This window comes from Bradyrhizobium liaoningense (assembly GCF_018130785.1).
GTDB classification, from domain to species: domain Bacteria; phylum Pseudomonadota; class Alphaproteobacteria; order Rhizobiales; family Xanthobacteraceae; genus Bradyrhizobium; species Bradyrhizobium liaoningense_A.
In genome coordinates, this window is the sequence record NZ_JAFCJT010000018.1 from 114282 (window position 1) to 139544 (window position 25263).

The 25263-nt window shown below is 63.2% G+C and carries 19 protein-coding genes and 1 pseudogene; 7 read left to right on the forward strand and 13 right to left on the reverse strand.

What is annotated here, in order from left to right:
- Positions 1-401: 401 nt before the first annotated feature.
- The gene (locus JQ627_RS28420) at positions 402-1430 is read right to left on the reverse strand and encodes an acyltransferase (RefSeq protein ID WP_212487633.1); all 1029 of its coding nucleotides are present in this window, start codon (positions 1428-1430) and stop codon (positions 402-404) included.
- 222 nt (positions 1431-1652) lie between these two features.
- Here JQ627_RS28420 and JQ627_RS28425 point away from each other — a divergent pair, with 222 nt between their 5' ends.
- Positions 1653-1925, forward strand: a complete 273-nt coding sequence (locus JQ627_RS28425; protein ID WP_249143451.1) for a recombinase family protein — start codon at positions 1653-1655, stop codon at positions 1923-1925.
- Between the two features lie 67 nt (positions 1926-1992).
- Here the strand turns inward: JQ627_RS28425 and JQ627_RS28430 are convergent, their stop codons facing one another.
- The gene (locus JQ627_RS28430; protein WP_249143460.1) at positions 1993-3981 is read right to left on the reverse strand and encodes an acyltransferase family protein; all 1989 of its coding nucleotides are present in this window, start codon (positions 3979-3981) and stop codon (positions 1993-1995) included.
- Between the two features lie 343 nt (positions 3982-4324).
- Between JQ627_RS28430 and JQ627_RS28435 the strand changes: the two genes are divergently transcribed.
- Complete coding sequence (locus JQ627_RS28435; protein WP_212487644.1) at positions 4325-5017, forward strand: recombinase family protein; 693 nt, start codon at positions 4325-4327, stop codon at positions 5015-5017.
- A gap of 85 nt (positions 5018-5102) precedes the next feature.
- A complete protein-coding gene (locus tag JQ627_RS28440) occupies positions 5103-5720 on the forward strand; it encodes a hypothetical protein (protein WP_249143452.1) in 618 nt (205 codons plus the stop codon).
- Positions 5721-6085: 365 nt separating this feature from the next.
- Here JQ627_RS28440 and JQ627_RS28445 read toward each other — a convergent pair whose 3' ends face one another.
- Both JQ627_RS28445 and JQ627_RS39810 read right to left on the reverse strand, forming a co-directional pair.
- Complete coding sequence (locus JQ627_RS28445) at positions 6086-6844, reverse strand: hypothetical protein (protein ID WP_212487646.1); 759 nt, start codon at positions 6842-6844, stop codon at positions 6086-6088.
- On the reverse strand, positions 6756-7085 hold the full coding sequence (locus tag JQ627_RS39810; RefSeq protein ID WP_409363823.1) for a DUF6538 domain-containing protein: 330 nt from the start codon (positions 7083-7085) through the stop codon (positions 6756-6758). Before JQ627_RS39810 ends, JQ627_RS28445 begins: the two co-directional genes overlap by 89 nt.
- Positions 7086-7388: 303 nt before the next feature.
- On the opposite strand from JQ627_RS39810, the pseudogene JQ627_RS28450 reads away from it, so the two are divergent.
- Positions 7389-8272, forward strand: a pseudogene (locus tag JQ627_RS28450) (CHAD domain-containing protein).
- 103 nt (positions 8273-8375) lie between these two features.
- On the opposite strand, the gene garD reads toward JQ627_RS28450, so the two are convergent.
- The 8 genes from garD to JQ627_RS28490 form a co-directional block, all read right to left on the reverse strand.
- Positions 8376-9917 carry a galactarate dehydratase gene (gene garD / locus JQ627_RS28455; protein ID WP_212487648.1) on the reverse strand — a complete coding sequence of 514 codons (1542 nt, stop codon included), beginning with the start codon at positions 9915-9917 and terminating at the stop codon, positions 8376-8378.
- A gap of 121 nt (positions 9918-10038) precedes the next feature.
- The gene (locus JQ627_RS28460; RefSeq protein WP_212487650.1) at positions 10039-11487 is read right to left on the reverse strand and encodes an aldehyde dehydrogenase family protein; all 1449 of its coding nucleotides are present in this window, start codon (positions 11485-11487) and stop codon (positions 10039-10041) included.
- Between the two features lie 19 nt (positions 11488-11506).
- Positions 11507-12850: a glucarate dehydratase gene (gene gudD / locus JQ627_RS28465; RefSeq protein ID WP_212487652.1), complete on the reverse strand. Its 1344-nt coding sequence runs from the start codon at positions 12848-12850 to the stop codon at positions 11507-11509.
- Between the two features lie 26 nt (positions 12851-12876).
- The gene (gene kdgD, locus JQ627_RS28470) at positions 12877-13821 is read right to left on the reverse strand and encodes a 5-dehydro-4-deoxyglucarate dehydratase (protein WP_212487654.1); all 945 of its coding nucleotides are present in this window, start codon (positions 13819-13821) and stop codon (positions 12877-12879) included.
- Between the two features lie 129 nt (positions 13822-13950).
- The gene (locus JQ627_RS28475) at positions 13951-14856 is read right to left on the reverse strand and encodes a LysR substrate-binding domain-containing protein (protein ID WP_212487665.1); all 906 of its coding nucleotides are present in this window, start codon (positions 14854-14856) and stop codon (positions 13951-13953) included.
- Positions 14857-14979: 123 nt separating this feature from the next.
- Entirely contained in the window at positions 14980-16320 is a 1341-nt protein-coding gene (locus JQ627_RS28480) for an MFS transporter (protein WP_212487667.1), read from the reverse strand.
- Positions 16321-16637: 317 nt separating this feature from the next.
- Positions 16638-18590: a hypothetical protein gene (locus JQ627_RS28485; RefSeq protein WP_212487669.1), complete on the reverse strand. Its 1953-nt coding sequence runs from the start codon at positions 18588-18590 to the stop codon at positions 16638-16640.
- Positions 18591-18679: 89 nt separating this feature from the next.
- On the reverse strand, positions 18680-19762 hold the full coding sequence (locus JQ627_RS28490; protein ID WP_028158294.1) for a YbhN family protein: 1083 nt from the start codon (positions 19760-19762) through the stop codon (positions 18680-18682).
- A 424-nt stretch (positions 19763-20186) separates the two neighbouring features.
- Between JQ627_RS28490 and JQ627_RS28495 the strand changes: the two genes are divergently transcribed.
- The 3 genes from JQ627_RS28495 to JQ627_RS28505 all read left to right on the forward strand — a co-directional run bounded on the left by JQ627_RS28495 (position 20187) and on the right by JQ627_RS28505 (position 24771).
- Entirely contained in the window at positions 20187-20693 is a 507-nt protein-coding gene (locus tag JQ627_RS28495; RefSeq protein ID WP_212487670.1) for a ferritin-like domain-containing protein, read from the forward strand.
- A 140-nt stretch (positions 20694-20833) separates the two neighbouring features.
- Positions 20834-22267, forward strand: coding sequence for an MFS transporter (locus tag JQ627_RS28500; protein ID WP_212487671.1), 1434 nt, complete (start codon positions 20834-20836; stop codon positions 22265-22267).
- Positions 22268-22371: 104 nt separating this feature from the next.
- A complete protein-coding gene (locus tag JQ627_RS28505) occupies positions 22372-24771 on the forward strand; it encodes an EAL domain-containing protein (RefSeq protein WP_212487672.1) in 2400 nt (799 codons plus the stop codon).
- Positions 24772-24774: 3 nt separating this feature from the next.
- On the opposite strand, the gene JQ627_RS28510 is transcribed toward JQ627_RS28505, so the two are convergent.
- On the reverse strand, positions 24775-25209 hold the full coding sequence (locus JQ627_RS28510; protein WP_212487673.1) for a hypothetical protein: 435 nt from the start codon (positions 25207-25209) through the stop codon (positions 24775-24777).
- Positions 25210-25263: the final 54 nt, after the last annotated feature.

Genomic DNA, 25263 nt, shown 5'->3' on the forward strand with positions numbered 1-25263 from the left:
AGTCACATTCCCTGCGATTGAGCTTCGCTCTACCTCTTTGCTGGTTCGCTCCGCAGGAGAAGCATCTTGTGCGGCGCTCCTTTTTAGGAAGCACGACCTGAAACGCAGCCGAGAAACAGGGACGCATCTTTAAGAAGGGGACGGAGGCACTCTCTGATTATGAATGGCCGCAAACGTCCGCGGGCACATGGCGCGGCTTAGGGCCTTGCGATTGCCAAAGAGGCTGCGGATCAGGCCGCTGCACACACCGCAGCGAAGCCAATACCGAAGATGGCACCCACGAGCATCTCCAGAAGCGGAAAACCGCGCCTTTCTTGACAAGGCTCGACGTGAGCGTCGGTCCGGAACTGGCCCGTTGACCCTTAAGAGCGCGGTGCAGAGGCCGGTCCATCACGACCAGATCATGATCTCGCTAGCGCTATTTTTGAGGCCCGCCACTTCAGCGCTGGTTGCTCGATGAGAATGGCCGACGAGATTGCTAGTCCAGTCGTTATCGTCAACGAAAGAGCGAGCGAGGGCCAGAAGAGCAAACCGTAGCTGGCAATCACCTGCTGTACCGGAAAGGCAAAAAGGTAAATTCCATAAGAAATGTCGAGCTGAGGGTGCAACCATACTGGCGGCTCAATTTTACCAACAAGGATTGTCGCGAGCGCAAAGGCTGGCAAAAGCGCCACGGCACTAGTTGAGATGGCTGCAAGAATAGCGAGCCCGAACAAGACAATAATTGCTATCCTTAGCCCGCGATGGCGCTCGATAATGGCGAGAGCAGCACCAGAGATGAAGACGATGGCAAATTTCTGAAAATAGGCTGTCTCGACCGTCGTTGATGTGACGTGAAACCACACCAGGAAACCCAGGAAAGCGGCCAAAAGAGCTACTAGTAGAAATCGAGGTCGATATCTGACGGCGACCGCGATTATCGCGAGGTAGATGTATAGCTTGATTTCACTTGGAAGTGTCCACAGTGAACCATTCATTGCGCTCGGGAATGGGTTCGTTTCAAAAACGCCGGGCAACGTGTAGCGGATACCGAATAGGATAGTCGAATTCCTGAAGAGAAAGTCAGGAACACGTTCCCAGAACTCCGATCCGGCTGCTGTAAACGAGGCACCCACGAGCACGCAAAAAACAGCCAATCCGACGAGTGCTGGGTATATCCGACACGCTCGTCGAACTAGAAAACGCCAGCTTGATTGCCCTTTAAGAAGACTTTGGGCATTTAAGTAACCACTGATGGCAAAGAAGATGTAGACACCGACGGCACTGGGGCTTGCGCCATAAACAAATGTCTCCGGCACGCCGAGCAAGGCGAACTGATGAGACCAGAGCACCATGAGCGCCGCTGCCAATCGCAAAAGATCAAACGAGCCTACTCGAACGCGCATCGTACGTACGATCAACGCATCATTCTCGAGTGCCTGACTTGTCATCCCCTCGAACCAATCCCTCACAGGAACGCAGCGTCCGGGCCGTCCTGATTGGCCATGATTAAGCATTGTTTAGCGGAGGGCGCAATTCTGCCGTGTCCCCCTCTGCACCCCGCGTGCGGCGGGTTGCGACCTAATCCGCTCTGAGAAGCGCAGCGGCACTACCACCCAGGCCGCGAGGAGCTTCGGACTGTGCTCGACTTACTCTGCACCGGAGACGTCCACATGGTTACACGCATCGACCGCCTCGCGCGCAGCACCGGAGACTTGCGGGACATCGTGCGCATAGTGAAATTGCGTGGTGCATCGCTGCGGGCCACTAACAATCAATCGACACCAGCACGGCGGCCGGCAAGTGCTTTCTGGATATGCTCGGTTGTGTTCGCAGGGTTCGAGACAAATCTTCGTAGAGAGCGACAGCTTGAGGGTATTGACCGAGGCCAAAGCACGCTGCCGTCTACCAAGGTCACAAAGCGTCCATCGACACCGCCAAAGTGAAGGCGCTCAAAGCCGAGGGTATGCAGCGCGTCTGATCGCCTCTTCCACCATCGCCTCATGCTCCGGCTCAATCCATTCTTTGGTCGGCCTTAGTCCCAACGTGGAGGGCTGACCTAAAGGCAGCGTCGAATAGGCCGCTGTACTGGATCGCGTTGACGTTGGAAATGTGGGCTGTATCGCGGAAATTGGCCTGCCCGTTCCTGACGAGATAACATCGGTTTTGCTCGCACACCACCGACTGTGGATCAACCATAACTAGTCGCGGATTGTCCCTGTGTTTGTGGAGGTTTTGAACGATTTCGGAGCGGAGGCTGCTCATCGTCAGATCAGGAGCGGCGTCCACGCTCCATTCACCGATGGCTCCGCCAGCGCGGACCTGTTTCTCAATCCATCGCTGTGGCAGGTCGAAACCAATATTGAGTAGCGGCATGATCAGCACAACGGTCTTGCCGGAGGAAAGCAGTCGGTCAGCTAGCGCGGAAGCCTCAAGAGCGTTTCCCCAATTACCCCCGACGACAACGATGCTTGGTTCAGTGTGGTTCAGCACGAAGTCCAGCGCGCTGCGGTTAAAATCCCGGCACGCCTGCTGATCTGTGGAGTTTCTGACAGGATCGTCAATGAAGGGCCTGCACGCGCTCTGGGTCGCGATCAATCCATGGATTCCGTTGGCAAGCGCAGCCGAAGAAATCGGCTCAAGGTACTGGTTAGCAAACGAATCTCCCCACAGCATTGCGGAAGGCTCCCCGCCGACCTCGGCACTACCGAAATTGCAATAAGTCTCGCCCGCCTTCTTGGTGGAGTTGGCGTTCCTGAAACACTCGTCACGCGGCGTGTTGGTCCTTCTCGCCAGTTCGGCTGGCAACAGGTAGTCCGGCAACCTATTTGGGAAACCATTGTTCAGGAAAGCCAGCGCGATGAAGCCGAGTAACAACGCAAAGGTAGCGCTGAAGCTCGTCAGTAGTGTGCGCGGTGTCCAGAAATCCCGCCGCAATCTAACTGGTTGCTCCACGTAACGATGGGAGGCAATGCTGAGCGCGAGCGACGCCAACACCATCAGCATCTTGTGCGAACCGTCTACGCCATATCCGCGCGTAGACAGCCAACCCAGCGCGAATACCCAAATCGGCCAGTGCCAAAGGTAAATCGAGTAGGACCAGTCGCCTAAGCGCTGAATGGCAGACATTCCGAGCAAGCTCTTTTCCCCGGTCCACCGCCGCGCCCCGACTATCATTGCTGCGCCAAGGATCGGCACGATTGTAAGCAAGCCCGGCCATCGCGATTCGGGGAGGGGATAGGCGATACAGCCCACGACCAGCGCCCAGCCCACGGCGGCGCTTATCCCAGTTTCCAGCCACGGAATTTTGGTAACACCGCGGGATCGCCGCCTGATTTCTGCGATAGCGATCAATCCACCGGCCAGAGGTTCCCAAGCTCGGGCACGCAACGAGAAGAAGGAAGAGCCCATCGCGTCGCTTCGGGTCTCCCATACGCACCACGCCAAGGAGAGGACGGCGACGACCTGAAGCGCAATCATCACTGTGCTGATTTTAGACTTCGAGCCGGAAGCGAAACGCCATATCAGCGATACGACCAAAGGCATCCAGATGTAGAACTGCCATTCCACCGAGAGAGACCAAGTATGCAAGAGAGGCTTGGTCTGGGCGGCCATAGCGAAATAGCCATTGTCGCTATCGAAAGCAAAATTCGACACGAATGTCAGCGCAGACAACGCCTGTAGTAGGTGCTTCAGGTATTCGCGCGGCAAGGTCACGAACCAGCCTGCGACGACCGATGAAGCAGCCATGACCGCAAGCGCAGGATAGATGCGGCGCATTCGCATAATGCAGAAGTCACGGACAGAAAAACGATCCAAAGTGAGGTCGGTCAGCACCTTTCCCGTCATCAGGTATCCGGTTATCACCAAGAAGACATCGACGCCGACAAATCCCCCAGCGAACCCTGATATCTGGAAGTGATAGCCAACGACAGCGATCACTGAAAGCGCCCGAAGCGCGTTGATATCTACACGGAAGGCGTCGCCCCTTGCATTCTCCATTCGAGGAGGCAGTGGGCCAAACCCAAACAACGAACGGCGAAAGCCAACTTGGACGGGCAACGAGGCACCGCGCCGCAACTGCGGCTCAGCACCGTATGGCGAATAAGACAATGTAAGGCCCCCCGGCCCTTTTCGAATGCGCTGGTTAGCATAGACCGCAGCGTGAAACCTGGACAAGCAGGGCTTGAGCCGCGATGCAATCCGTAAGCATACGGACCTATCAGCAGGTCTCTAAGTTTCCAACGCCCACGGCCGGCGTGGGAAGAGCTATGCAAAACCGAATCGCAGTGATTCCGAAACGCGCGTTGTATATAACATAAATGCTCGATAAGGTTTTTTACAGATGCTTATAGAGGCCGCTGTGACGAGCGAACGCACCCTAATCACCTACATCCGTGTCTCGACTTCCCAACAGGGGCGCTCAGGGTTGGGCATAGAAGCGCAGCGGCAGACGCTCGCTCACTTCGCTCAGGCTGAGAGGTTCACGGTGGCGCGCGAGTTTGTGGAGGTGGAGACTGGCAAAGGAGCGGACGCACTGGACCGCCGACCTCAGCTAAAGGCCGCCCTCGCTGCCGCAAAGAAGCTCAGGTGCCACGTAGCTGTAGCTAAGCTCGACCGTCTGAGCCGCGACGTTCATTTCATCTCGGGCCTCATGGCCCACAAGGTGCCCTTCGTGGTCGCTGAGCTTGGCCCCGACGTTGACCCGTTCGTGCTGCACCTCTTCGCCGCACTGGCCGAAAAGGAACGCGCGCTGATCTCCACCCGCACCCGCCAAGCCCTCTCGGCTGCTAAGGCTCGTGGGGTCACCTTGGGCAACCCCAAGCTCCATATGGCCCGCAAGAGCGCCGTAGAGGCCGTGAAGGCCGAAGCTGACCGCTACGCGGCCAACGTCCTGCCAATCATCCGCGAGGCACAGAAGGCGGGTGCGAGCACGCTCAGGCAGGTGGCAGAAGCATTGAATGCGCGCGGTATCCCAACGGCGCGCGGCGGGCGCTGGTACGCGCAGTCAATCGCCAACATCCTGGAACGGGCTTGAGAGTGGGCACAGCGGACTGAGCTGGCTTCCCGGGCGCTTCTAGGCCCGCAGCTAATGCAACGGCAGAAGGAACTCCGGTGGGCGCGTGGCTGACTATGATGTAGCGGTGATCTTCGGCCTCCCGTACCGGGATCGAGCGACATTCCCCAACAACGTCTTCTTTGCGCTCCAGGGGCCCCAAGGAGACGAGTGGTTAGACAAACCGACATGGAAGGGGCAGGTGAACTTGCGCGAGCACATGGTTCGAAGGCAGCTATCGGCCTCGGTCATTCAGGCGATCAACCGTATCCGGTGCCGCCATGTCACCGATGATCGCGGTGGGTGCCCGCCTGCCGACGTGTTCATTGTGCTCCCTTCAGGCGACCAAGGTGATGACATTCTCGCTGCTATCCGACGCGAGATGCCGGGGCTTCAGGTCGTTGATTGGCCCTTTGAGCCTGATGGTCCGAAGGTTCGCAGGGGAAGCGCGGGGGCGCCTCATGAGCGCTTGTTGACCTTCATGGACAATCGGGCTCCGGGACGAACCTCGATGACTGTGGTGGCCCGCGAACTGGGGCTCAAGCCGAACGCCAAGAAGGATTTGCAAAAGAACCTTCGTAACCAGGACCATCCGACAACGTTAGCTCTAAAGGCGATTGGCGTGGGCTACGCTGTGACTGGCAAAGGCCGGAGCGCAAGGAGCGAACTCGTGAAGGCAGCGTAATAAGAAACAGGCCGCACACAGGTTTCACTTCGGGATGCACGGGTACAACGCGCTCGGATGCGTCTGTCTTGACGCGCTTTCCCCGTGCCCGCTCGGTCATGAAATAGAGTAAGGGCACTCGCGTTTCAGCGTCCACCCGCACATTAGCAGCGGTGAGGCTTCCCAGCTCAGCCTGCCGTGCGCCTGTGAAGAGAGCCAGCACCGGTAACCAGAACCCAGCGGCCCCATGTGACCCTAGTGGAAATTCGTGCTCGGTAAACACCGACGCATTGAACAGCGATTGAAGCTCCGCAATCTCAAATGACGTTCGCTCGGAGCGCTCCTCGGGAAGCCTGAGTTTGCTGAAGGGATCGGTCCACAGCGTGTCATCGGGCACAAGCCCGTTGTCGCTGGCCCAGATGCAGATGGACTGCACAGCGCCAAGTTGCTTGTTGATCGTGGCGGCAGTGATCCTTGGGCTCTTCTGGGTGCTCGCGACCCCAAGCGGCCTGGGCAGGAAGCGTTGCGCGCAGCAAGTCGCCAGTTCGGTGGCGGGGCACGTCCTGTAGAGCTTTGCGATACTCCAGCGCGTGGCCCTTTTTGATCGCCGTTACGGGCATGTTGCCGTGAAGCTGGATAAACATATCCACGCTGCGGCTGAACTCGTCCACCGTCCGCTTGGGCCTAGCTCGGTGCTTCTTCCAACCTTCCAGCGCCTCTTGCAGTGTCCCGCCTTCTCCATGGCCGTCTAAGGCTTTGGAAACAGGTTGGCGCGGAGTTTCAATAACCGCACCCACATAACGCAGCCCAATGTCATCAAGGGCATTAAGGAACGCCTTGGCGCTTTCGATGCACAGCTTGTGATAGGCCGGGCAGCTTTGGTCTAGTGTGATGTCAAAGCTGGCCAGAGCGTTTTGGGCGCGCTGTTCGGCGAAAGAAACATCACCGGCGGCAAACTGCTGCTGACAATCGCGTAAGATGTCCGCCAGCGCATCGGCGTTAACATTCTCGCCGTGTGGTCCGATTGTCTCTAGCCTGCCCGAAAACCTTAGCGCTTCATCTTCCTTCAGCGCCGTGGCGTACACCCACTCGGCCATACGCTTTATTTCGGTGTCGTTCAGGCTGGTGCGCTTGGCTATGGGCACAGTGGCTGCCGCAAGGTTTTGCCTTGGCCTTGGCTATGATGCGGTCAAACTCCGCTAGCACCGGCTTGGCCCGGATGTTGGCCTCACGAAGGTCCTTGGTGCCGAGCGACTTCTTCAGGTGCTTCTGGACAACCTTCCCGTTGCCCAGCTCCAGCGCGACTGCTCCCTGAAGTCCCTCTGGCTTCTCTGGCACCGTCTTTCGGGCACAGTAGGTCCCGTGTCTGTCCTTGATAACACCCATCAAAACACGCACGATTAGCACCACCGCTTGTGACCACCACGCGGCAGCTAAGCGCTTGTATCTGCGTTACTTCTTGATTCTCAATGAGAACTTGTGCGACTGGCGCGCCCGGAACGACGGCACTCCAGCCCGATCCAGGAGCTCGAGCTGGAACTGAAGAGCGGCCGGCTGGTCGATTTGTTCCGAATTGCAAAGTCGATCGAACAGGAATCGCAGGCCGAGCTTGATCTGCGATCGAAATCCGACCGGGGTTACGCCCTCGCACGGGGCGACGAGCATCCGGTGCTGTTCGCTGAAACTATCGTGTTGACGACCGGCCTGAAGGCGGGCGAGGCCTTCCGGATCATTGCTCGCGCTACCGCGCGCCATTTTTCAGGCAACGCCGACGCGGTCCGCAATGGCGATGCGGAAGGCATTCATCAGATGCGGGTGGGATTGCGCCGGTTGCGTGCGGCGATCTCGTTGTTCTCGAAGGTCCTGTCAGGGACGGGAACGGAGAGGAAAAAGCAGGAATTGAAATGGCTGACAAACGAGCTTGCCTCCGCGCGCGAGCTCGACGTCTTCGTGAAAGAGAACATCGAGCCCGCAACGCGCGATGCCCTGCTGCGCAAGGGGGCGAGGCCATCAAGAAGCAGTTTGCGGCACGGCGGGACCGGGCCTTCGCGCGCGCAGCAGCGGCCATAAACTCGCAGCATTACCGCTCTCTGTTGATCGATACGCTGCGATGGATCGAGGCCGAGCAAACGATTGCGACTGAAGGCGCGAAGGCGCCGATCCGCAAATTCGCCGCGGGACTATTGCGCCGCCGCGTCAAGAAAGTGCGCAAGCAGGCGCGGTATCTCGATCGGATGCCTCCCCAGGAACGGCACAAGCTGCGCATCAGTGCCAAGAAGATCAGGTACGGGCTGGACTTCTTTGAAAGCCTCTTTCAATCTAGGCGCGAGCAGAAGCAGCTTGCTGGGCTGTCAAAGCATCTGAAAAAGATCCAGAACGCGCTTGGCTCGCTCAACGATTTCGTCGCGCATCGCGATATGGCGGTTGACGCTGCACTCAGGGCGCCGGCGTCAAGCCGGGAGGCGCGCGCACGCGCATTTGCCGAAGGCGTGATGCTCGGCCGGGAGGATCAGGCGGTCAAGCCGCTGGTGAAGGTCGCGGTCAGGGTAGCGCGCAGCCTGGAAGTGATTTGAGAAAGCGCGCGGTCAACGTGCCGCTTCGTTCCGGGCCTGCGTGCTCCGCACACATTCACATTGCGCAATTGCGCAACGTGGAATGACGACGGTGAGACGCGAGTCAGGTCACCGGCGCCGGGTTGAATAGCGTGAGGTCGTTGTGGATGCCCCAGCGATCCGACCACGGTTTCGTGCGGCCAGAGGCGACGTCGAGGATCAGGCGGAACAGGTCCCAGCCGGTTTCCTCGATGGTCTTCTCGCCGGTGGCGATACCGCCGGCATCGAAGTCGATCAAATCCTTCCAGCGCCGTGCGAGCTCGGTGCGGGTCGCGACCTTGATCACGGGCGCGGCGGCAAGACCGTAAGGCGTGCCGCGGCCAGTAGTGAACACTTGCAGAGTCATGCCGGATGCGAGCTGAAGCGTGCCGCAGATGAAGTCGGAGGCGGGCGTTGCCGCGAACAACATGCCCTTCTGCGTCGCCTTCTCGCCGGGCGAGAGCACGCCGGTGATCGCGGACGAGCCGGACTTGACGATCGAGCCCAGTGATTTCTCGACGATGTTGGCGAGGCCGCCCTTCTTGTTGCCGGGCGTGGTGTTGGCGCTGCGGTCAGCGCCGCCGCGGGCGAGATAGGAATCGTACCAGGCCATCTCGCGCACCAGCGCGCGGCCGACGTCCTCGTTGATGGCGCGCCGGGTAAGCAGCTGGATGGCGTCGCGGACTTCGGTCACTTCCGAGAACATCACGGTCGCGCCGGCGCGGACCAGCAGATCGGCGGCGAAGCCGAGGGCGGGGTTGGCCGTGACGCCGGAGAAGGCGTCGCTGCCGCCGCATTGCAGGCCGATGACGAGGTCAGCCGCGGGGCAGGTCTCGCGGGTGCGCTTGTTGAGGATCTTCAGGCGTGCCTCAGCCTGGGTCATGATCGCATCGACGATCGCGCCGAAGCCGTCGAAGGCTTCGTCCTGCATCCGCACGATGGCATCGCTGACGCCCTCCGGCACCAGCCGCTCGGGCGCGAGCTTCTCGCAGCCGAGGCTGATGACCAGAATCTCGCCGCCGAAATTCGGGTTCTGCGCGATGTTCTGCAGCGTACGGATCGGCACCACCGCGTCGGGTGCGGTGATGGCGACGCCGCAGCCATAGGCGTGCGTCAGCGGCACGACGTCGTCGACGTTCGGGTATTTCGGCAGCAGCTCGGCGCGAATGCGCTTCACCGCATATTCCATCGTGCCCTTGACGCATTGCACGGATGAGGAGATGCCGAGAATGTTTTTCGTGCCGACCGAGCCGTCGGTGTTGCGAAAGCCTTCGAAGGTAAAGCCTTCGAGCGGCGGCAGCGGCGCGGGGACTGCGGTCGAGATTTCCAGCTTGTCGAGGGCAGGGGCCTCCGGCATGCGGATGCGCGCTTCATCCACCCATTCGCCGGCCAGGATCGGCGAGAGCGCATGGCCGATCACCTCGCCATAGCGGATGATCGGCTGATCTTGCGCGATATCGACCAGCGCCGTCTTGTGGCCCTGCGGCACGAAGGCGCGCAGCGTCAGCCCGCTGGCAAAGCGGGAGCCGGCGGGAAGCCCGAAATCATTGACAACGATCGCGACATTGTCGCGCTCGTTGAGCTTGATGTAGCGGGGCTGCTCTTTCGCTGCGACGTCCTGGTCCATGCGCTTGCCTCCGAAGCCGTAGGGTGGGCAAAGGCGCAACGCGCTGTGCCCACCATCTTTCCCGATTGAGACCTTGGTGGGCACGCTTCGCTTTGCCCACCCTACGATATCTTCCCCGTGGTTAACCCGGATAGGTATAGGCGGTCTTCACCGTGGTGTAGAATTCGCGCGCATAGGAGCCTTGCTCGCGGGCACCGTAGCTCGAACCCTTCCGGCCGCCGAACGGCACGTGATAGTCGACGCCAGCGGTCGGCAGGTTGACCATCACCATGCCGGACTCGCTGTTGCGCTTGTAGTGCGAGGCGTATTTCAGGCTGCTCGTGCAGATGCCCGAAGCGAGGCCGAACTCGGTGTCGTTGGAGATCGCCAGCGCCTCTTCATAATTCTTCGCACGAATGACGGCGGCGACCGGGCCAAAAATCTCCTCGCGAGCGATGCGCATGTTGTTGTTGGCTTCGGTGAACAGCGCCGGCTGGAGGTAGTGGCCGGGCGTCTCGCGCTTGAGCAACTCGCCGCCCCAGGCAAGCTTTGCGCCTTCGTCCTGACCGATCTTGATATAGCGCAGGTCCTGGTCGAGCTGGCTCTGGTCGACGACCGGGCCGATATGCACGCCGGCCTTGAGCGCGTCGTCCACCGACAGGCTGTTGAGGCGCTCGGACACCGCCGCGACGAAGCGATCGTGGATGCCTTCGGTGACGATCAGGCGGGAGGAGGCGGTGCAGCGCTGGCCGGTCGAGAAATAGGCGCCGTTGACGGCGATCTCGACGGCGGTCTTGAGGTCGGCGTCGTCAAGCACGACCAGCGGATTCTTGCCGCCCATCTCGAGCTGGAACTTCTTCATCGGGTTCGAGAGCACGCAAGCCTGCGCGATCTTGCGGCCGGTCTGCACCGATCCGGTGAAGGAGATCGCGGCAACGTCGGGGTGATCGAGCAGGGTCTGGCCGACGACGGAGCCGGAGCCGACCACGAGGTTGAACACGCCGGCTGGAATGCCGGAGCGGGTGATGATCTCGGACAGCGCATGCGCGGAGCCCGGCACCAGCTCGGCCGGCTTGAACACCACGGTGTTGCCGTAGCAGAGCGCGGGCGCGATCTTCCAGGCGGGGATCGCGATCGGGAAATTCCAGGGCGTGATCATACCGACGACGCCGACCGGCTCACGGGTCAGCTCGACGTCGAGGCCGGGACGCACCGAGGCACCCTTCTCGCCGATCAGGCGCAGCGCCTCGCCGGCGAAGAACGCAAAGATCTGGCCGGCACGGGCGACCTCGCCGATGCCCTCTGGCAGGGTCTTGCCTTCCTCGCGGGCGAGCAGGCGGCCGAGCTCTTCCTTGCGGGCGAGAATCTCGAGGGAAATCTTGTTCAGTGCGTCGTAGCGCACCTGGGGCGTCGACTGCGCCCAGGCCGGGAAGGCGGCCTTGGCGGCGGCAATCGCCTTCTCGGTCTGCGCCTTGTCGGCCTTGGCGTATTCGCCGACGAGGTCGTTGGTGTTGGAGGGGTTGATGTTCTTGGTGACGCCGGAGCCGTCGACCCATTCGCCGCCGATGAAGTTTTTCAGGATCGCAGTCATGTTGTCCTCCGAGATTTTCTCAACGCACGAGGCAGGGACGCTTGTCGTCAAAGGTCCAGCCGGGGATCAGGTCCTGCATGGCAGTAGCGTCATCGCGGGCGCCGAGTCCATGCTTCTTGTAAAGCTCATGCGCGGTTTCGATGGCCGGGCGGTCGATTTCGATGCCGAGCCCCGGCCGCTCGGGCACGGCGATCTTGCCGCCCTTGATCTGGAGCGGCTCCCTGGTGAGCGCCTGGCCGTCCTGCCAGATCCAGTGGGTGTCGATCGCGGTGACCTTGCCCGGTGCGGCGGCGCCGACATGGGTGAACATGGCGAGCGAGATGTCAAAGTGGTTGTTGGAGTGCGAGCCCCAGGTCAGGCCGTTGTCACGGCAGGTCTGGGCAACGCGTACCGAGCCCTGCATGGTCCAGAAATGGGGATCGGCCAGCGGAATGTCCACCGCGCCCAGGCGCAGCGCGTGGGAGAGCTGGCGCCAGTCGGTCGCGATCATGTTGGTCGCGGTCGGCAGCCCCGTGGCGCGGCGGAACTCGGCCATGATCTCGCGGCCGGAGAAGCCGGCCTCGGCGCCGCAGGGATCCTCGGCATAGGCAAGAATGCCGTGCATGTTCTTGCAGAGGCTGATCGCCTCATCCAGCGACCATGCGCCGTTGGGATCGAGCGTGACGCGTGCGTTGGGGAAGCGTTTTGCGATGGCGGTAACGGCCTCGATCTCCTGCTCGCCGCGGAGCACGCCGCCCTTGAGCTTGAAGTCGGCGAAGCCATAGTGGTCGTGGGTGGCTTCCGCGAGCCGCACCACGGTCTCCGGCGTCATCGCCTCCTGGTGGCGCAGGTTGAACCATTCGGGCTTGCCGGTCTCGCCCTTGGTGTAATCGAGCTTCGACCTGCGGCGATCGCCGACGAAGAAAAGATAGCCGAGCGTTTCGACGCTCTTGCGCTGCTGGCCTTCGCCGAGCAGCGCCGCGACGGGCAGGTTGAGGTGCTGGCCGAGCAGGTCGAGCAGTGCGGACTCGATCGCCGTGACCGCATGGATCATCACGCGCAGGTCGAACGTCTGCTTGCCGCGGCCGCCGGCGTCGCGGTCGGCGAACGCGGTGCGGATATCGGCGAGGATGTTGTTCATCGCGCCGACGGTCTTGCCGATCACGAGATCGCGCGCGTCCTGGAGCGTCTGCCAGATCTTTTGCCCGCCCGGCACCTCGCCGACGCCGGTGTGTCCGGAATTGTCGGTGAGGATGACGATGTTGCGGGTGAAGAACGGCGCATGCGCGCCGCTCAGATTGAGGAGCATGCTGTCACGGCCGGCGACCGGGATCACCTGCATCGATGTGACGACCGGTGCGCCAGAGATGTCAGTCTGGGCCATCGCACGCTCCTCCCTGTTGTTGTCTGTTATTCTGCAGCCTGTTGTGACGATCGGATGGCGGGCAGATTCTTGACCAGCGCGGTCAGCTCCGCCATCTCCTGCTCGGTGAGATCGGTCAGCGGCGGGCGGACCGGGCCGGAATCGCGGCCGATTACCTTCATGCCGGCCTTGATGATCGAGACCGCATAGCCCTTCTTGCGATTGCGGATCGCGATCAGCGGCAGGATGAAGTCCTTCAGGCCCGCATGGATCGTCGCATGGTCGCGCTTGCGCACCGCGGTGTAGAAATTGGTGGCGAATTCCGGAACGAAGTTGAACACGGCCGACGAGTAGGTCGTCACGCCCATGTCGAGATAGGGCAGCGCGAAGGTCTCGGCCGTCGGCAGGCCGCCGACATAGGTCAGGCGATCGCCGAGCTTGGTGTAGACGCGGGTCATCAGCTCGATGTCGCCGATGCCGTCCTTGTAGCCGACGAGGTTCGGGCAGCGCTCGGCGAGGCGGGCCAGCGTATCGGGCTGGAGGATGGCGTTGTCGCGGTTGTAGACGATGACGCCGATCTTCACGGCGGCGCATACCGCTTCCACGTGGGCGGCAAGGCCCTCCTGCTCGGAATGGGTCAGGTAGGGCGGCAGCAGCAACAAGCCGTCGGCGCCGGCCTTCTCTGCGCCGATCGCGATCTCGCGCGCGGTGGCGGTGCCGTAGCCGGTCCCGGCGAGCACGGGCACGCGACCCTTGGTCTCGTCGACGGCGACCTTGACCACCTGCGGAACCTCGCTCGGCGTCAGCGAGAAGAACTCGCCGGTGCCGCCGGCGGCGAACAGGCCGGCAACATCATAGCCGCAGAGCCAGTCCATGTTGGCGCGGTAGGTCGCCTCGTCGAAGGAATAGTCCGCCTTGAAGGGCGTGACGGGGAAGGAGAGGAGGCCCGATCCGATCTTCTGGGCCATTTCCTGTGGGGTCATCTTGCTCATGGGCGCTGCTCCCTTATTGCGTGTTGTGGAGGACGCGGGCCGAAGCCTGCGCGTCCATGCGCCGTTGTTTAGGAGACCGTTCGATGCGCGTCCAAGCCAAAGCCTATATCGACCGATGCGGATTGAGCATCAATCGTCCGCCACCTCCGCGGAGGACAATTCGCCTGCGATTTTGACCAGCGCGGAGAGCAGCGGATTCTCGTCGTCGCGGCGCCAGACCATGAACAGCTCGACGGGAACGCGCGTGCGCAGCTTCAGCGGCCGCAGCCGCACGTCGGAGATCTTCAGGCTCGCAGCCGCGGCCGGCACGATGGCAAGGCCGAGGCCGGCGCGGACCATGGCGAGGATCGAATGGATTTGGCTCAAATGCTGCACATAGCGCGGCAGCACATCGGCGCGGGTGAACAGCGCCACCAGGAGATCGTGGAAATATCGGCTCTCATACGGCGAGTACATCACGAAGGGCTGGTCGTCGAAGTCCTTGATGGTGATGCTCTCGGCATTTGCCAGCGGATGCTTCTTCGGGATCGCGGCGAGCAGGGGTTCGGCGACGACGCGTCGGCTGGTGAGCTCGGGGCGCGCGATCGGCGGCCTGAGCAGGCCGGCATCGATCTGACCGGAAGTCAGCGCCTCGAACTGGTCGCCAGAGACCATTTCCTTCAGCGAGAAGTCCACCTCGGGCAGCTTGGCGCGGCAGGCCGCGACGAGCTCGGGGAGAAAGCCATAGGCTGCGGCCGCGGTGAAGCCGATCTTGAGCGAGCCGATCTTGCCGAGCGCGATGCGGCGGGCGACCTGCGAGGCACTTTCCGCAAGCTTCAGGATGCGCCGTGCCTCGGGCAGGAAGCTGCGCCCCGCCGGCGTCAGGCGCACCGAGCGGCTGGTGCGCTCGAGCAGCGGCGCGTCGATGATGTGCTCGAGCACCTGGATCTGCCGCGACAGCGGCGGCTGGGTCATGTTCAGCCGCGAGGCGGCGCGGCCGAAATGCAATTCCTCCGCGACTGTGACGAAGCAGCGGAGCTGGTTGAGGTCGAACATCGATACATGCCTTAGATGGATAAGGCGTTTCCCCGGCACTTCTAGCATCGATCATCCCCAAAAACAAAGACGGCGGCTGAGAAGCCGCCGTTGAGTTGCCTGGTCAAGCTCCCGTGGGAGCCCTCAGGAGGAACGTTTGAGCACCACCCGCTCGATCTTGCCGACCACCACGAGATAGGCGAACGCGGCCACCAGCGCGTTGGCGCCGACGAACAGCAGTGCGCCGTTGAATGAGCCGGTCGCGGCCAGGATGTAGCCGATCACGATCGGGGTGCTGATCGAGGAGAGGTTGCCGAAGGTATTGAACAGACCGCCGGAGACGCCGCCGGCTTCCTTGGGCGAGGTGTCGGAGACGACCGCCCAGCCGAGCGCGCCGATGCCCTTGCCGAAGAAGGCGAGCGCCATGAAGCCGACCACCAGCGCCTGTCCGTCGACATAGTTGCAGGCGATGATCGACATCGAAAGCAGCATGCCGCCGACGATCGGGATCTTGCGCGCCATGGTCAGCGAGCCGGTCTTGCGCAGGATGGCGTCGGAGATGACGCCGCCGAGCACGCCGCCGATGAAGCCGCACAGCGCCGGCAGCGTCGCGACGAAGCCGGCTTGCAGGATCGACAGGCCGCGCTCCTTGACGAGGTAGACCGGGAACCAGGTCAGGAAGAAATAGGTCAGCGTGTTGATGCAGTACTGGCCGAGGTAGACGCCGAGCATCATGCGGTTGGAGAGCAGCTGGCGGATGTGATCCCATTTCGGGCCGGAGTCCGGCGCGCGCTCATCCTTGGGCGCGTCGAGATCGACCAGCGCCCCGCCTTCCCTGATGTAGTCGAACTCGGCCTCGTTGATGCCGGGATGTTCTTTCGGACCGTAGACGGTCTTGACCCAGGCGATGCCCATGATGATGCCGAGCGCGCCCATCACGAAGAACACGAAGCGCCAGCCGTAGTCGTGCGCGATCCAGCCCATCAGCGGTGCGAAGATGACGGTCGCGAAATACTGTCCGGAGTTGAAGAAGGCCGATGCGGTGCCGCGCTCGTTACCGGGAAACCAGGCCGCGACGATGCGGGCGTTGGCGGGGAAGGACGGTGCTTCCGCGATGCCGACCAGGAAGCGCAAACCGAACAGCACAGCGATAGCGGTGCCGGCGCTGAAGAAGCCGACCCAGCCCTGCATCATCGTGAACAGCGACCAGACGATGATGCTGAAGGCGTAGACGACGCGCGAGCCGAACCGGTCGAGCAGCCAGCCGCCCGGCACCTGCGCGATCACATAGGACCAGCCAAAGGCGGAAAACACCCAGCCCATGGCGACGGGATCGAGATGCAGCTCCTTGGAGAGCGCGGGACCTGCGATCGACAGCGTGGCGCGATCGGCATAGTTCACAGTCGTGACCAGGAACAACATGGTCACGATGAACAGCCTGACGCGAGACCTCCTCACGTCCGCTGCGGACACCACTGCGCTCATCACGCGCCTCCTTAGAACTCGGAATGTTTCCTCAAGGCGACTCCTAGAGGCGCGCGCGGCAAAGTGTCCAAGTTCAAGGGAGTATCGATCGATGCCGTTTTTGGATTGATGGAACGGCAAGTGCGGGGAACGATCACGAGGTGACGAGAATGTGCGATGGTGATGCGCGAGGTCGTGCTCCGCACACCACTTGTCATTCCCCGCAAAAGCGGGGAATCCAGTACACTGCAGCCTCTCGATTCAATCACCGCTGTCACGGAGTACTGGATCGCCCGCCTTCGCGGGCGATGACCCGAGTATGTGGGAGCAGTGTCGTGCTACTGCCGCGCGCTCGGCAACAGCGGAGCCAGAAGGCCGCGCGTCACGCCGGGCGGCACGGCATCCAGGCCGAGCACGCTGCTCGCGGCCGGCAGTGCGGCGTCCGCCATCGCGGCGTGGCCTTCTGCGCTTGGATGCACGGCACCGCCATAGACGGCGGAGAGCACGCCCCAGGTGGCGTCGTGGATGTCGGTCGGCTGGCTCGCCGCCGGCAGACCTTGCGGATAGGTCATCGCGGCAAAATAGCTGTCATTGGCATCGCGGATCCAGCGCGCGCGCGGCAGGTAGGCGCGATACTCCGAGGCGCCGCGGCCGCACAGCATCGGCTGGCTCGCCGCGCTCACGATATCGGGATTGAAGCTCTGGCCGTTCTCGGCAAAGCACGTGCGGTCGAATTCGGGATCGTTGCCCGCATGGGCGCAGAAGCCGTGATCGGCGAACGCCGCCTGGTGCGAGTCCACGAAGGTCATGCGGTCGGCTTCGGGATCGCGGCACAGCGCCCCGCGCGTGCAGGTGGCGAGCCCCTTCAGCTGCGGCAGGAATTCGGTGTCGACGAAGGTCGAGACGCGGGCCAGGCGTTGCGGATCGGCGTTGAAGGACGGATGGATGTCGAACCCGGCGCGGCCGCCGCGGCAGGGCACGCCGCCATCGGCGAGCGCGGGATTGGCGTAGGAGACATAGACCACGTGCGAGAGGTCGCCGCCGACCAGCGGCTTCAGCGCCTCGCGCAGCTTGACGAAATTCTGTGGCAGCTCGCGCGCCAGCGCATCGCGGGAATCGTCGACGCTCGCCATCACGCCGGAGCGGCGGAACAGCGCGCGCTCGGTCGCGGTGTCGACGATGACGTCGGCGACGAGGCCGGAGAAATAGACGTCGTTGGCACCGACCGAGAGCAGCACGAGATCGAGCGTGCGGTCCGGCTGGCGCTTTTTTGCCGCGGTGAGCGCCTCGCGCAGCTCGGCGACCTGTGCGTTCACGCTGGTGTTGCAGACGCCGGTCTTGCCGGGCGGGCATTCGCGGGCGCGCTGCGAGCCCAGCAATCCGTCGCCGATGCTGGCGCCGGTGCAGGCGAGCGGCAGAAAGGTCACTGCGATGTGGGTGTAGCGCACCGCGAGCGCGAGAGCCGTGCGGGCCTGGTAGCTGTAGAGCGAGCGGTGGCAGGGCGAGTTGAACCAGAGCGCGCCGTAATGCTGCCAGTTGGCGAGCGTGTCGGGTGCCTCGCAGGCGCGGCCACCTTTATAGCCGGCGCGGCTCGGCCGGTAGTACTGCGCACCGGCGGTGCCGAGATAGGAGCGGAAGCAGAACCCCTCGTCCGACAGCGCCAGCGGCCGGTCCGGATTGCCTTCGCCGGAGGCGATGCTGTCGCCGAGCCCGGCAACGAAGATGTCGCGGACCTGGATCTCGGCCTGGACGCGCTGGGTCGGATCGGAACCGGAGGAGACGTCGACGCTCGCGACCGTCTGCTTGCCGTAGCGAACGCGCAGATTGATCGGCTCGGCGCAATCGAAAGTCGAGGTCTGCGGCCCGTCGCCGTCGTCGAACGACCAGGCGCAGGTGGCGCCGACCGGCACCGCGCCGGTCAGGCGCACCGTCACCGGATGGTCGATCGGGGTGAGATAGTTTTCTTTGACGTTGTCGCGGGTGCAGGGCTGGTTGACCCGGCCCTGGAGGTCGATGCAGAGCCGGTTGACCATGTTGCGGGCCCAGCCGCGGCCCTCGCTCTGGAGCTCCAGCGACTGCTCTGCGGCGAGGATGCTGCGGTTACGCGCGTTCTCGACATGGAGCAGGAAGTCGCGCTCCTCGCGGAACAGGCGGAAGCGGTTGCGCACCTCCCAGGATATTTGCATCGCACCCGCGTCCTGCGCGGCGGCGCGCTCGGGCGGCAAAGACGTCAGAATCCCGGCGAGCAGCAGGAGGCCCGCGGAGAGGGTACGAAAGGAGAATGGGATCATGGCCCGCGTGTTCAACGGCAAAGTTGAGGCGGAAATAAGAGAGCATAGCTGCCCCGCCTGCAACTTCTGTCTGACGGTCGCGCGCCCGCTTACCGCTTGCTGGCCTGGCGCAATGACCGCTCCCGTTCCATCGCTGCCACCTGCTTGGGCAGGTTGGCCTGCGCGCAGGCCTCGGCCAGCCGCCGCCGCTCCTGCCAGGGCTCGACCACGTTCATCCAGAGCTCCCGCGCGCCCATGATGGAGATCGCGAGGCCGAACGGGATCACGAAATAGAGGATGCGGAAGACCAGCAGGGTCGCCAGAAGCTGCTCGCGGCCGAATTCGGGCAGCGCGACCAGCATGGCAACATCGAACACGCCGATCGAGCCGGGCGCGTGACTGGCAAAGCCGATCAGCGTCGCCAGGATGAACACCACCGCCAGCGACATGAAGTCGATCGGCGGATTGGCCGGCATCAGCAGGTACATCGCCGTGGCGCAGAAGCCGAGATCGACCACGCCGATCAGGATCTGGACCAGCGTCAGCGGCGCCGAGGGCAGCACCACCTTCCAGCCCTTCTGGCCGAGCTCGCGGCGCTTCTCGCCCATGCAGAGCCAGACCAGATAGGCGCCAATCGAGGCGAGGCCGCCGAGCCCGATCAGCCGGTTGATCGACGACGGCAGTTGATCCATCGATGAGGCGGCGTCCGGATGGATCACCATGCCGATCGAGAGCACGAAGATGTTACCGAGCCAGAACGTCAGCCCTGACAGGAAGCAGATTTTCGCAACGTCGATCGCGTTCAGCCCGTAATCCGAATAGATCCGGAAACGGATCGCGCCGCCGGTAAAGACGGTGGCGCCGATGTTGTGGCCGATCGAATAGGACGTGAAGCTGGAGAGTGCTGCGATGCGATAGGGCACATGCTTCTTGCCGATCGTTCGCAGTGCAAAATAGTCGTAGAAGGTCAGTGTACAGAACGCGAAGACGACGCAGATCGCCGCCAGCCCGATATTCCCGCGGGGAATCTCGGTCAAAGCGGTCAGGATGACGCCGGTATCGATGTCCTTGAGAGTACGCGCAAGCGTGGTGATCGCGAAGGCGATGATGAAGACGCTCGCGGCAACGCCGAGCCGTCGCCAGCCGATCCATCTCTTGAAGCCGCGCTTCAGCGCGGGCAGCAGTCCGTGCATTCATCCTCCCGGCGGGGGGCAAGACCGACCGGGCCAGACATTGGCCGGTCGGGTGCGATCACTGCCCGAAATGGGTTTCGATCGCTAGGCATGATGTAGCTCATTTAAGGCAAAAACAGCGACTTGTGCAGCCCTTGACAACGATTGGTTCTGCGTTGGACCGGCCGCTTTTGTCATATGTGGTTCATATCGGGCGCGTTAAGCATATGAGTCGAGGCACTTGCCCGGATCGCGCGTCCGCATGTTGACATGGTTTCATATGCGCCCGCAGCCGGCATTGTTCCAACGCAAGCGATGCGAGCTTTTTTGGAACGTCGCTGCTATGCGCCGGTTAGCGCCCCATCAGCAATCGAACATGGCGGAATAATCGGCTTTCCTTGCGAGCCGACGCCTCCGTGTTCCCGAAACCGAGAGGATCGGAACGATGGGACTGTTCACGAAAGACATCAAGACCATGAACGACCTGTTCGTGCATCAGCTTCAGGATATCTATTATGCCGAGCAGCAACTCACCAAGGCGCTGCCGAAAATGGCAGATAAGGCCACCGATCTGCAGTTGAAGCAGGGCTTTTTGACGCACCTCGAGGAAACCAAGCAGCACGTCGCGCGCCTCGAGCAAGTGTTCAAGATGCACGGCGCGCAGGTGAAGGCGGTCGACTGCCCGGCCATCGACGGCATCATCGAGGAAGCCGACGAGACCGCCGGTGAGGTCGCCGACAAGGCGGTGCTGGACGCCGCCCTGATCAATGCGGCCCAGGCCGCGGAGCATTACGAGATCGTCCGCTACGGCAGCCTGATCGCCTGGGCCAAACAGCTCGGCCGCAACGACTGCGCAACCGTGCTCGCCAAGACGCTGGAAGAAGAGAAGGCGACCGACAAGAAGCTGACCACGCTCGCCGAGAGCAAGGTGAACCTGCGCGCGGCGAGCTAAAGCAACGCGCAGTGACGAAGGCGTCGCGCGGTCATCCGCGCGGCGTTCGCATATCACGCATCCATCATTCGGTCATTGTCGAAGCATGACGGCGGGCGGGTAGCGTATGTTTCGCATGGGGCTGCAACCAAGGTGGCAGCATGCGAGCCAGCACCATCAAATATGAAACCCTCGACGACGGAGCCGGCGCGCAACGTGCCGGCTCGCGCCTTGCAACCTCTCTCACGCTTGCCGCGATGAGCCTCGGCTATGGCGTGGTCCAGCTCGACGTCACCATCGTCAACACCGCGCTGGATACGATGGGTAAAACGCTCGGCGGCGGCGTCGCCGAGCTGCAATGGGTGGTCAGCGCCTATACCATCGCCTTTGCCGCTTTCATTCTGACCGCCGGTGCGCTCGGCGACCGCATCGGCGCCAAGCGCATCTTCATGGCGGGGTTCGCCATCTTCACCGCGGCCTCGCTCGCCTGCGCAATGTCCCCCAATGCAGCCGTGCTGATCGCAGCGCGGCTGGTCCAGGGGCTGGCGGCGGCGATTCTGGTGCCCAATTCTCTGGCGCTGCTCAATCATGCCTATGCGGACGACCGCGAGCGCGGCCGCGCCGTGGCGGTCTGGGCCGCCGGGGCGAGCCTGGCGCTCACAGCCGGTCCCTTCGTCGGCGGCGCGCTGATCACGCTGGTCGGCTGGCGCGCGATCTTCCTGGTCAACCTGCCGATCGGTCTTGCCGGCTTGTGGCTGAGCTGGCGCTACGCCAGCGAGACCACGCGGTCGCGCTCGCGCGAGATCGATCTGCCCGGCCAGCTCGCCGCGATCGGTGCGTTGGGCGCGCTTGCCGGCGCGATCATCGAAGGTGGCGCGCTCGGCTGGAGCCATCCTGCCGTGATGGCGGCATTCGTTGCCTCAGCCGCATTCGCGGTGCTCTTCGTCTGGCGCGAAAGCCGCGCCGTACAGCCGATGCTGCCGCTGTCGCTGTTCAGTCACCGGCTGTTTACCCTGACCACGGTCGTCGGCCTCCTCGTCAACATCGCGATCTACGGCCTGATCTTCGTGCTGAGCCTGTATTTCCAGAGGATCAACGGGCTGTCGGCCTGGTGGACCGGGCTCGCCTTCGTGCCGATGATGGGTGCGGTGCTGCCGGTCAACCTGCTGGCGCCGCGTCTGGCCGAGCGCATCGGCTCGTGCCCGACCATCGTGGTCGGCGCCTGTATCTCGGCGCTCGGCTGTCTCGGGCTGCTCTGGATCGAAGCCGGGACCAGCTACTGGACGATCTTTGCGCAGATGATCGCGATCAGCGGTGGACTTGGCCTGCTGGTGCCGCCGCTGACCTCCACCTTGCTCGGCAGCATCGACAAGGCACGCTCCGGCATCGCCGCCGGCGTTCTGAACGCGACGCGGCAGACCGGCAGCGTGCTCGGCGTCGCACTGTTCGGCTCGCTGGTGGCCTCGGACAGTGCATTCATGACGGGCCTTCACCAGTCGCTAATCATATCCGCGGCAGTCCTGCTGCTCGCCGCCGCCGTGATCGGCCTCGGCGCAAATGCACCTGACGCAAAGGCGCAAGGGCGCACAATGTGAGCAACCCCACACATTCTCTGTTCACCATTCCGGAAGCCGGCACATAGCCGGTTACCGACTGTCCATCTCTGCCGGTTCTAGTGCGATTGGAATAGGGGCCGGCAATGTATCAAGTTCTCTACTGCCTGACGGATCAGCATGATTGGCGTCTGGTCGCACTCGGCGGAGCGGTGTGCCTGCTCGCCAGCGCGGCGGCGGTCAGCCTGTTCCACCGCGCGCGTGCGGCGAGGGGAGGGGCTCGCGTATCGTGGGTCGCGCTTGATGCCGTTGTCGCCGGCGGCGGCATCTGGGCAACCCATTTCATCGCGATGCAGGCTTACGGGCCTGGTGCGGGCGGCGCTTACAATATTCCGTTGACGGTCCTGTCGCTGATCTTCGCGATCGCGGTCACCTTCATCGGGCTGAGCATCTCGGTGTCGGTGACACGGGCGGGCCTGGTTGCGCTCGGTGGCGCCGTCGTTGGCGGCGGCGTTGCCGCCATGCATTACACCGGCATGATGGCGCTCGAGATTCCCGCACACATCGGCTGGGCGACCGGCACGGTGACGGTGTCGATCGTCCTTGGCATCGTCCTTGGGGCGCTTGCCCTGGTCGTTGCGGGGCGGCGCGACAGCCTCGCGGGCGCGCTCAGCGCGACGGTGCTGCTGACGCTTGCCATCGTCTCACATCATTTCACCGCCATGGGCGCCGTGGAGCTGACGCCGGATCCTGCGGTCGTGATCAGCGGCCTGTCGATCCCGCCGGCCTCATTGTCCATCCTCACCGCCAGCGCCGCCGCCGCGATCATCGCGATCGCGCTCGCGGCGGCTGTGCTCGACCGCCGCGCCAAGGGCGAGCTGGGACGCCAGCAAGTCGTGCTGGATACCGCGCTCGAGAACATGTCGCAGGGACTGTGCATGTTCGATGCGGACGGCAAGATCCAGCTCTTCAACGAGCGCTACGCAGCGATGCTCGGCCGCACCGACATTCCGCTCGCCGGCCGGCTGCTCGTCGACGTGTTGCGGGAAGAGCAGGCCAAGGGCCAGTGGCAGGGTGATGCGGGCGAATTCTTCGCGCGCCTCGTGGTCGACGCGCGCGAGGGCCGCACGACCAGCCAGGTCGTCACCCGGTTCGGTCGCTCCATCCGCGTCGTCAACCAGCCGATGCACGGCGGCGGCTGGGTCGCGACCTTCGAGGACATCACCGAATGGCTGGAGGCGCAGGCCAAGATCTCGCACATGGCGCGCCACGACGCGCTGACCAATCTGCCGAACCGCGTGCTGTTCCACGAGCAGCTCGAGCAGGGACTGCGCCGTGCGAAGTCGGGCGACCAGCTCGCGGTGCTGTGCCTCGATCTCGATCACTTCAAGGACATCAACGACTCGCTCGGCCATCCCATCGGCGATGCGCTGCTCAAGGAAGTCGGTCGCAGGCTGAAGGCCACTGTCGGCGCGAGCGACACCGTGGCGCGGCTCGGCGGCGACGAGTTCGCCGTGGTCCAGATCGGGCGCTCCGAGGAAGCCGCGGCGCGAGCCCTTGCCGGCCGCCTCGTCGAGGTGATCTCTGCGCCTTACGAGATCGACGACCATCAGATCGTGATCGGCGTCTCGATCGGGATCTCGCTGTCGCCGCAGGACGGCGATAATCCGGACGAGCTGTTGAAAAACGCCGACCTCGCGCTGTACCGCGCCAAGGCGGACGGCCGCGGCACCTATCGATTCTTCGAGACCGGCATGGATGCGCGCGCGCAGGCGCGGCGGCTGCTGGAGATGGACCTGCGGGCGGCGTTGCTGCGCGACGAGTTCGAGGCCTATTATCAGCCCATCCGCGACGTCGCCAGCGGTCGCGTCGTCGCCTTCGAGGCGCTGCTGCGCTGGAACCACCCGCAGCGCGGCCTGATCGCTCCCGCCAACTTCATCCCGGTGGCCGAGGAGACCGGTCTCATCGTCCAGCTCGGTGAGTTCGTGCTGCGCAGCGCCTGCAGCGACGCGGCCACCTGGCCGGACGATGTCGATGTCGCCGTCAACCTGTCGCCGGTGCAGTTCAAAAGCCCGAACCTGATCGCATCCGTGACCGACGCGCTGGCAGCCTCGGGCCTCGCGGCGCGGCGGCTCGAGCTCGAGATTACCGAATCGGTGCTGCTCCAGAACAGTGAGGCGACGCTGACCACTTTGCACGAGCTGCGCGCCATGGGCGTGCGGATCTCGCTCGACGATTTCGGCACCGGCTATTCGTCGTTGAGCTACCTGCGCAGCTTCCCTTTCGACAAGATCAAGATCGATCGCTCCTTCGTGTCGGAGCTTGCGACGCGCGAGGATTCCATGGCGATCATCCGCGCGGTGACCGGCCTCGGACGCAGCCTCGGCATCGTCACCACGGCGGAAGGCGTCGAGAACGACGCGCAGCTCGAGCTGTTGCGTCGCGAGGGCTGCACCCAGGCGCAGGGCTATCTTTTCAGCAAGCCGCGGCCTGCATCCGATGTCGCGTTGATGCTGGACCGGCCGCGGCTGCGCGTCTCGGCTTGATCTTTAGCCGCGGCGCAGCGCGAAATGCGCGCCGCAAAACGCCATCACGGCGCCAAGACATAGCGCGGCAAGCCCGGCGAGCACGCCCGAAACGGTCGGGATCGGGCTCGGCGCCGAGGCCACCTGGCCCGCACCGGCAAGCAGCAGCACGCCGACCGCGATCAGGAACTGCCGCATCCGCTGCGGGATCTGCCCGGAGACGGCGCTCTGCATCAAGGTCGCCGTGAAATAGCCGCCGGAAAAACCGACCGTGGCAATCAGCCACCAGGCGATCGCTGCGCCCGCGGGTATGAACTCATGCGTGTCGGAGTGCCAGAGCCCGCCGAGGTCGAGCCCGTAGCGCGCGCCCAGCATGTGCACCGCGAGCGCGAGCAGCACGCCGGAGATCACGGCGGCGCCGAGAATCAGGCGGCGCGGAAAAAAGATCGTCTCAGCCATGCCCCGCTTGTAGGATGGTCGAGGGCGATCACGCAAGCGGATCGCGGACGGGAT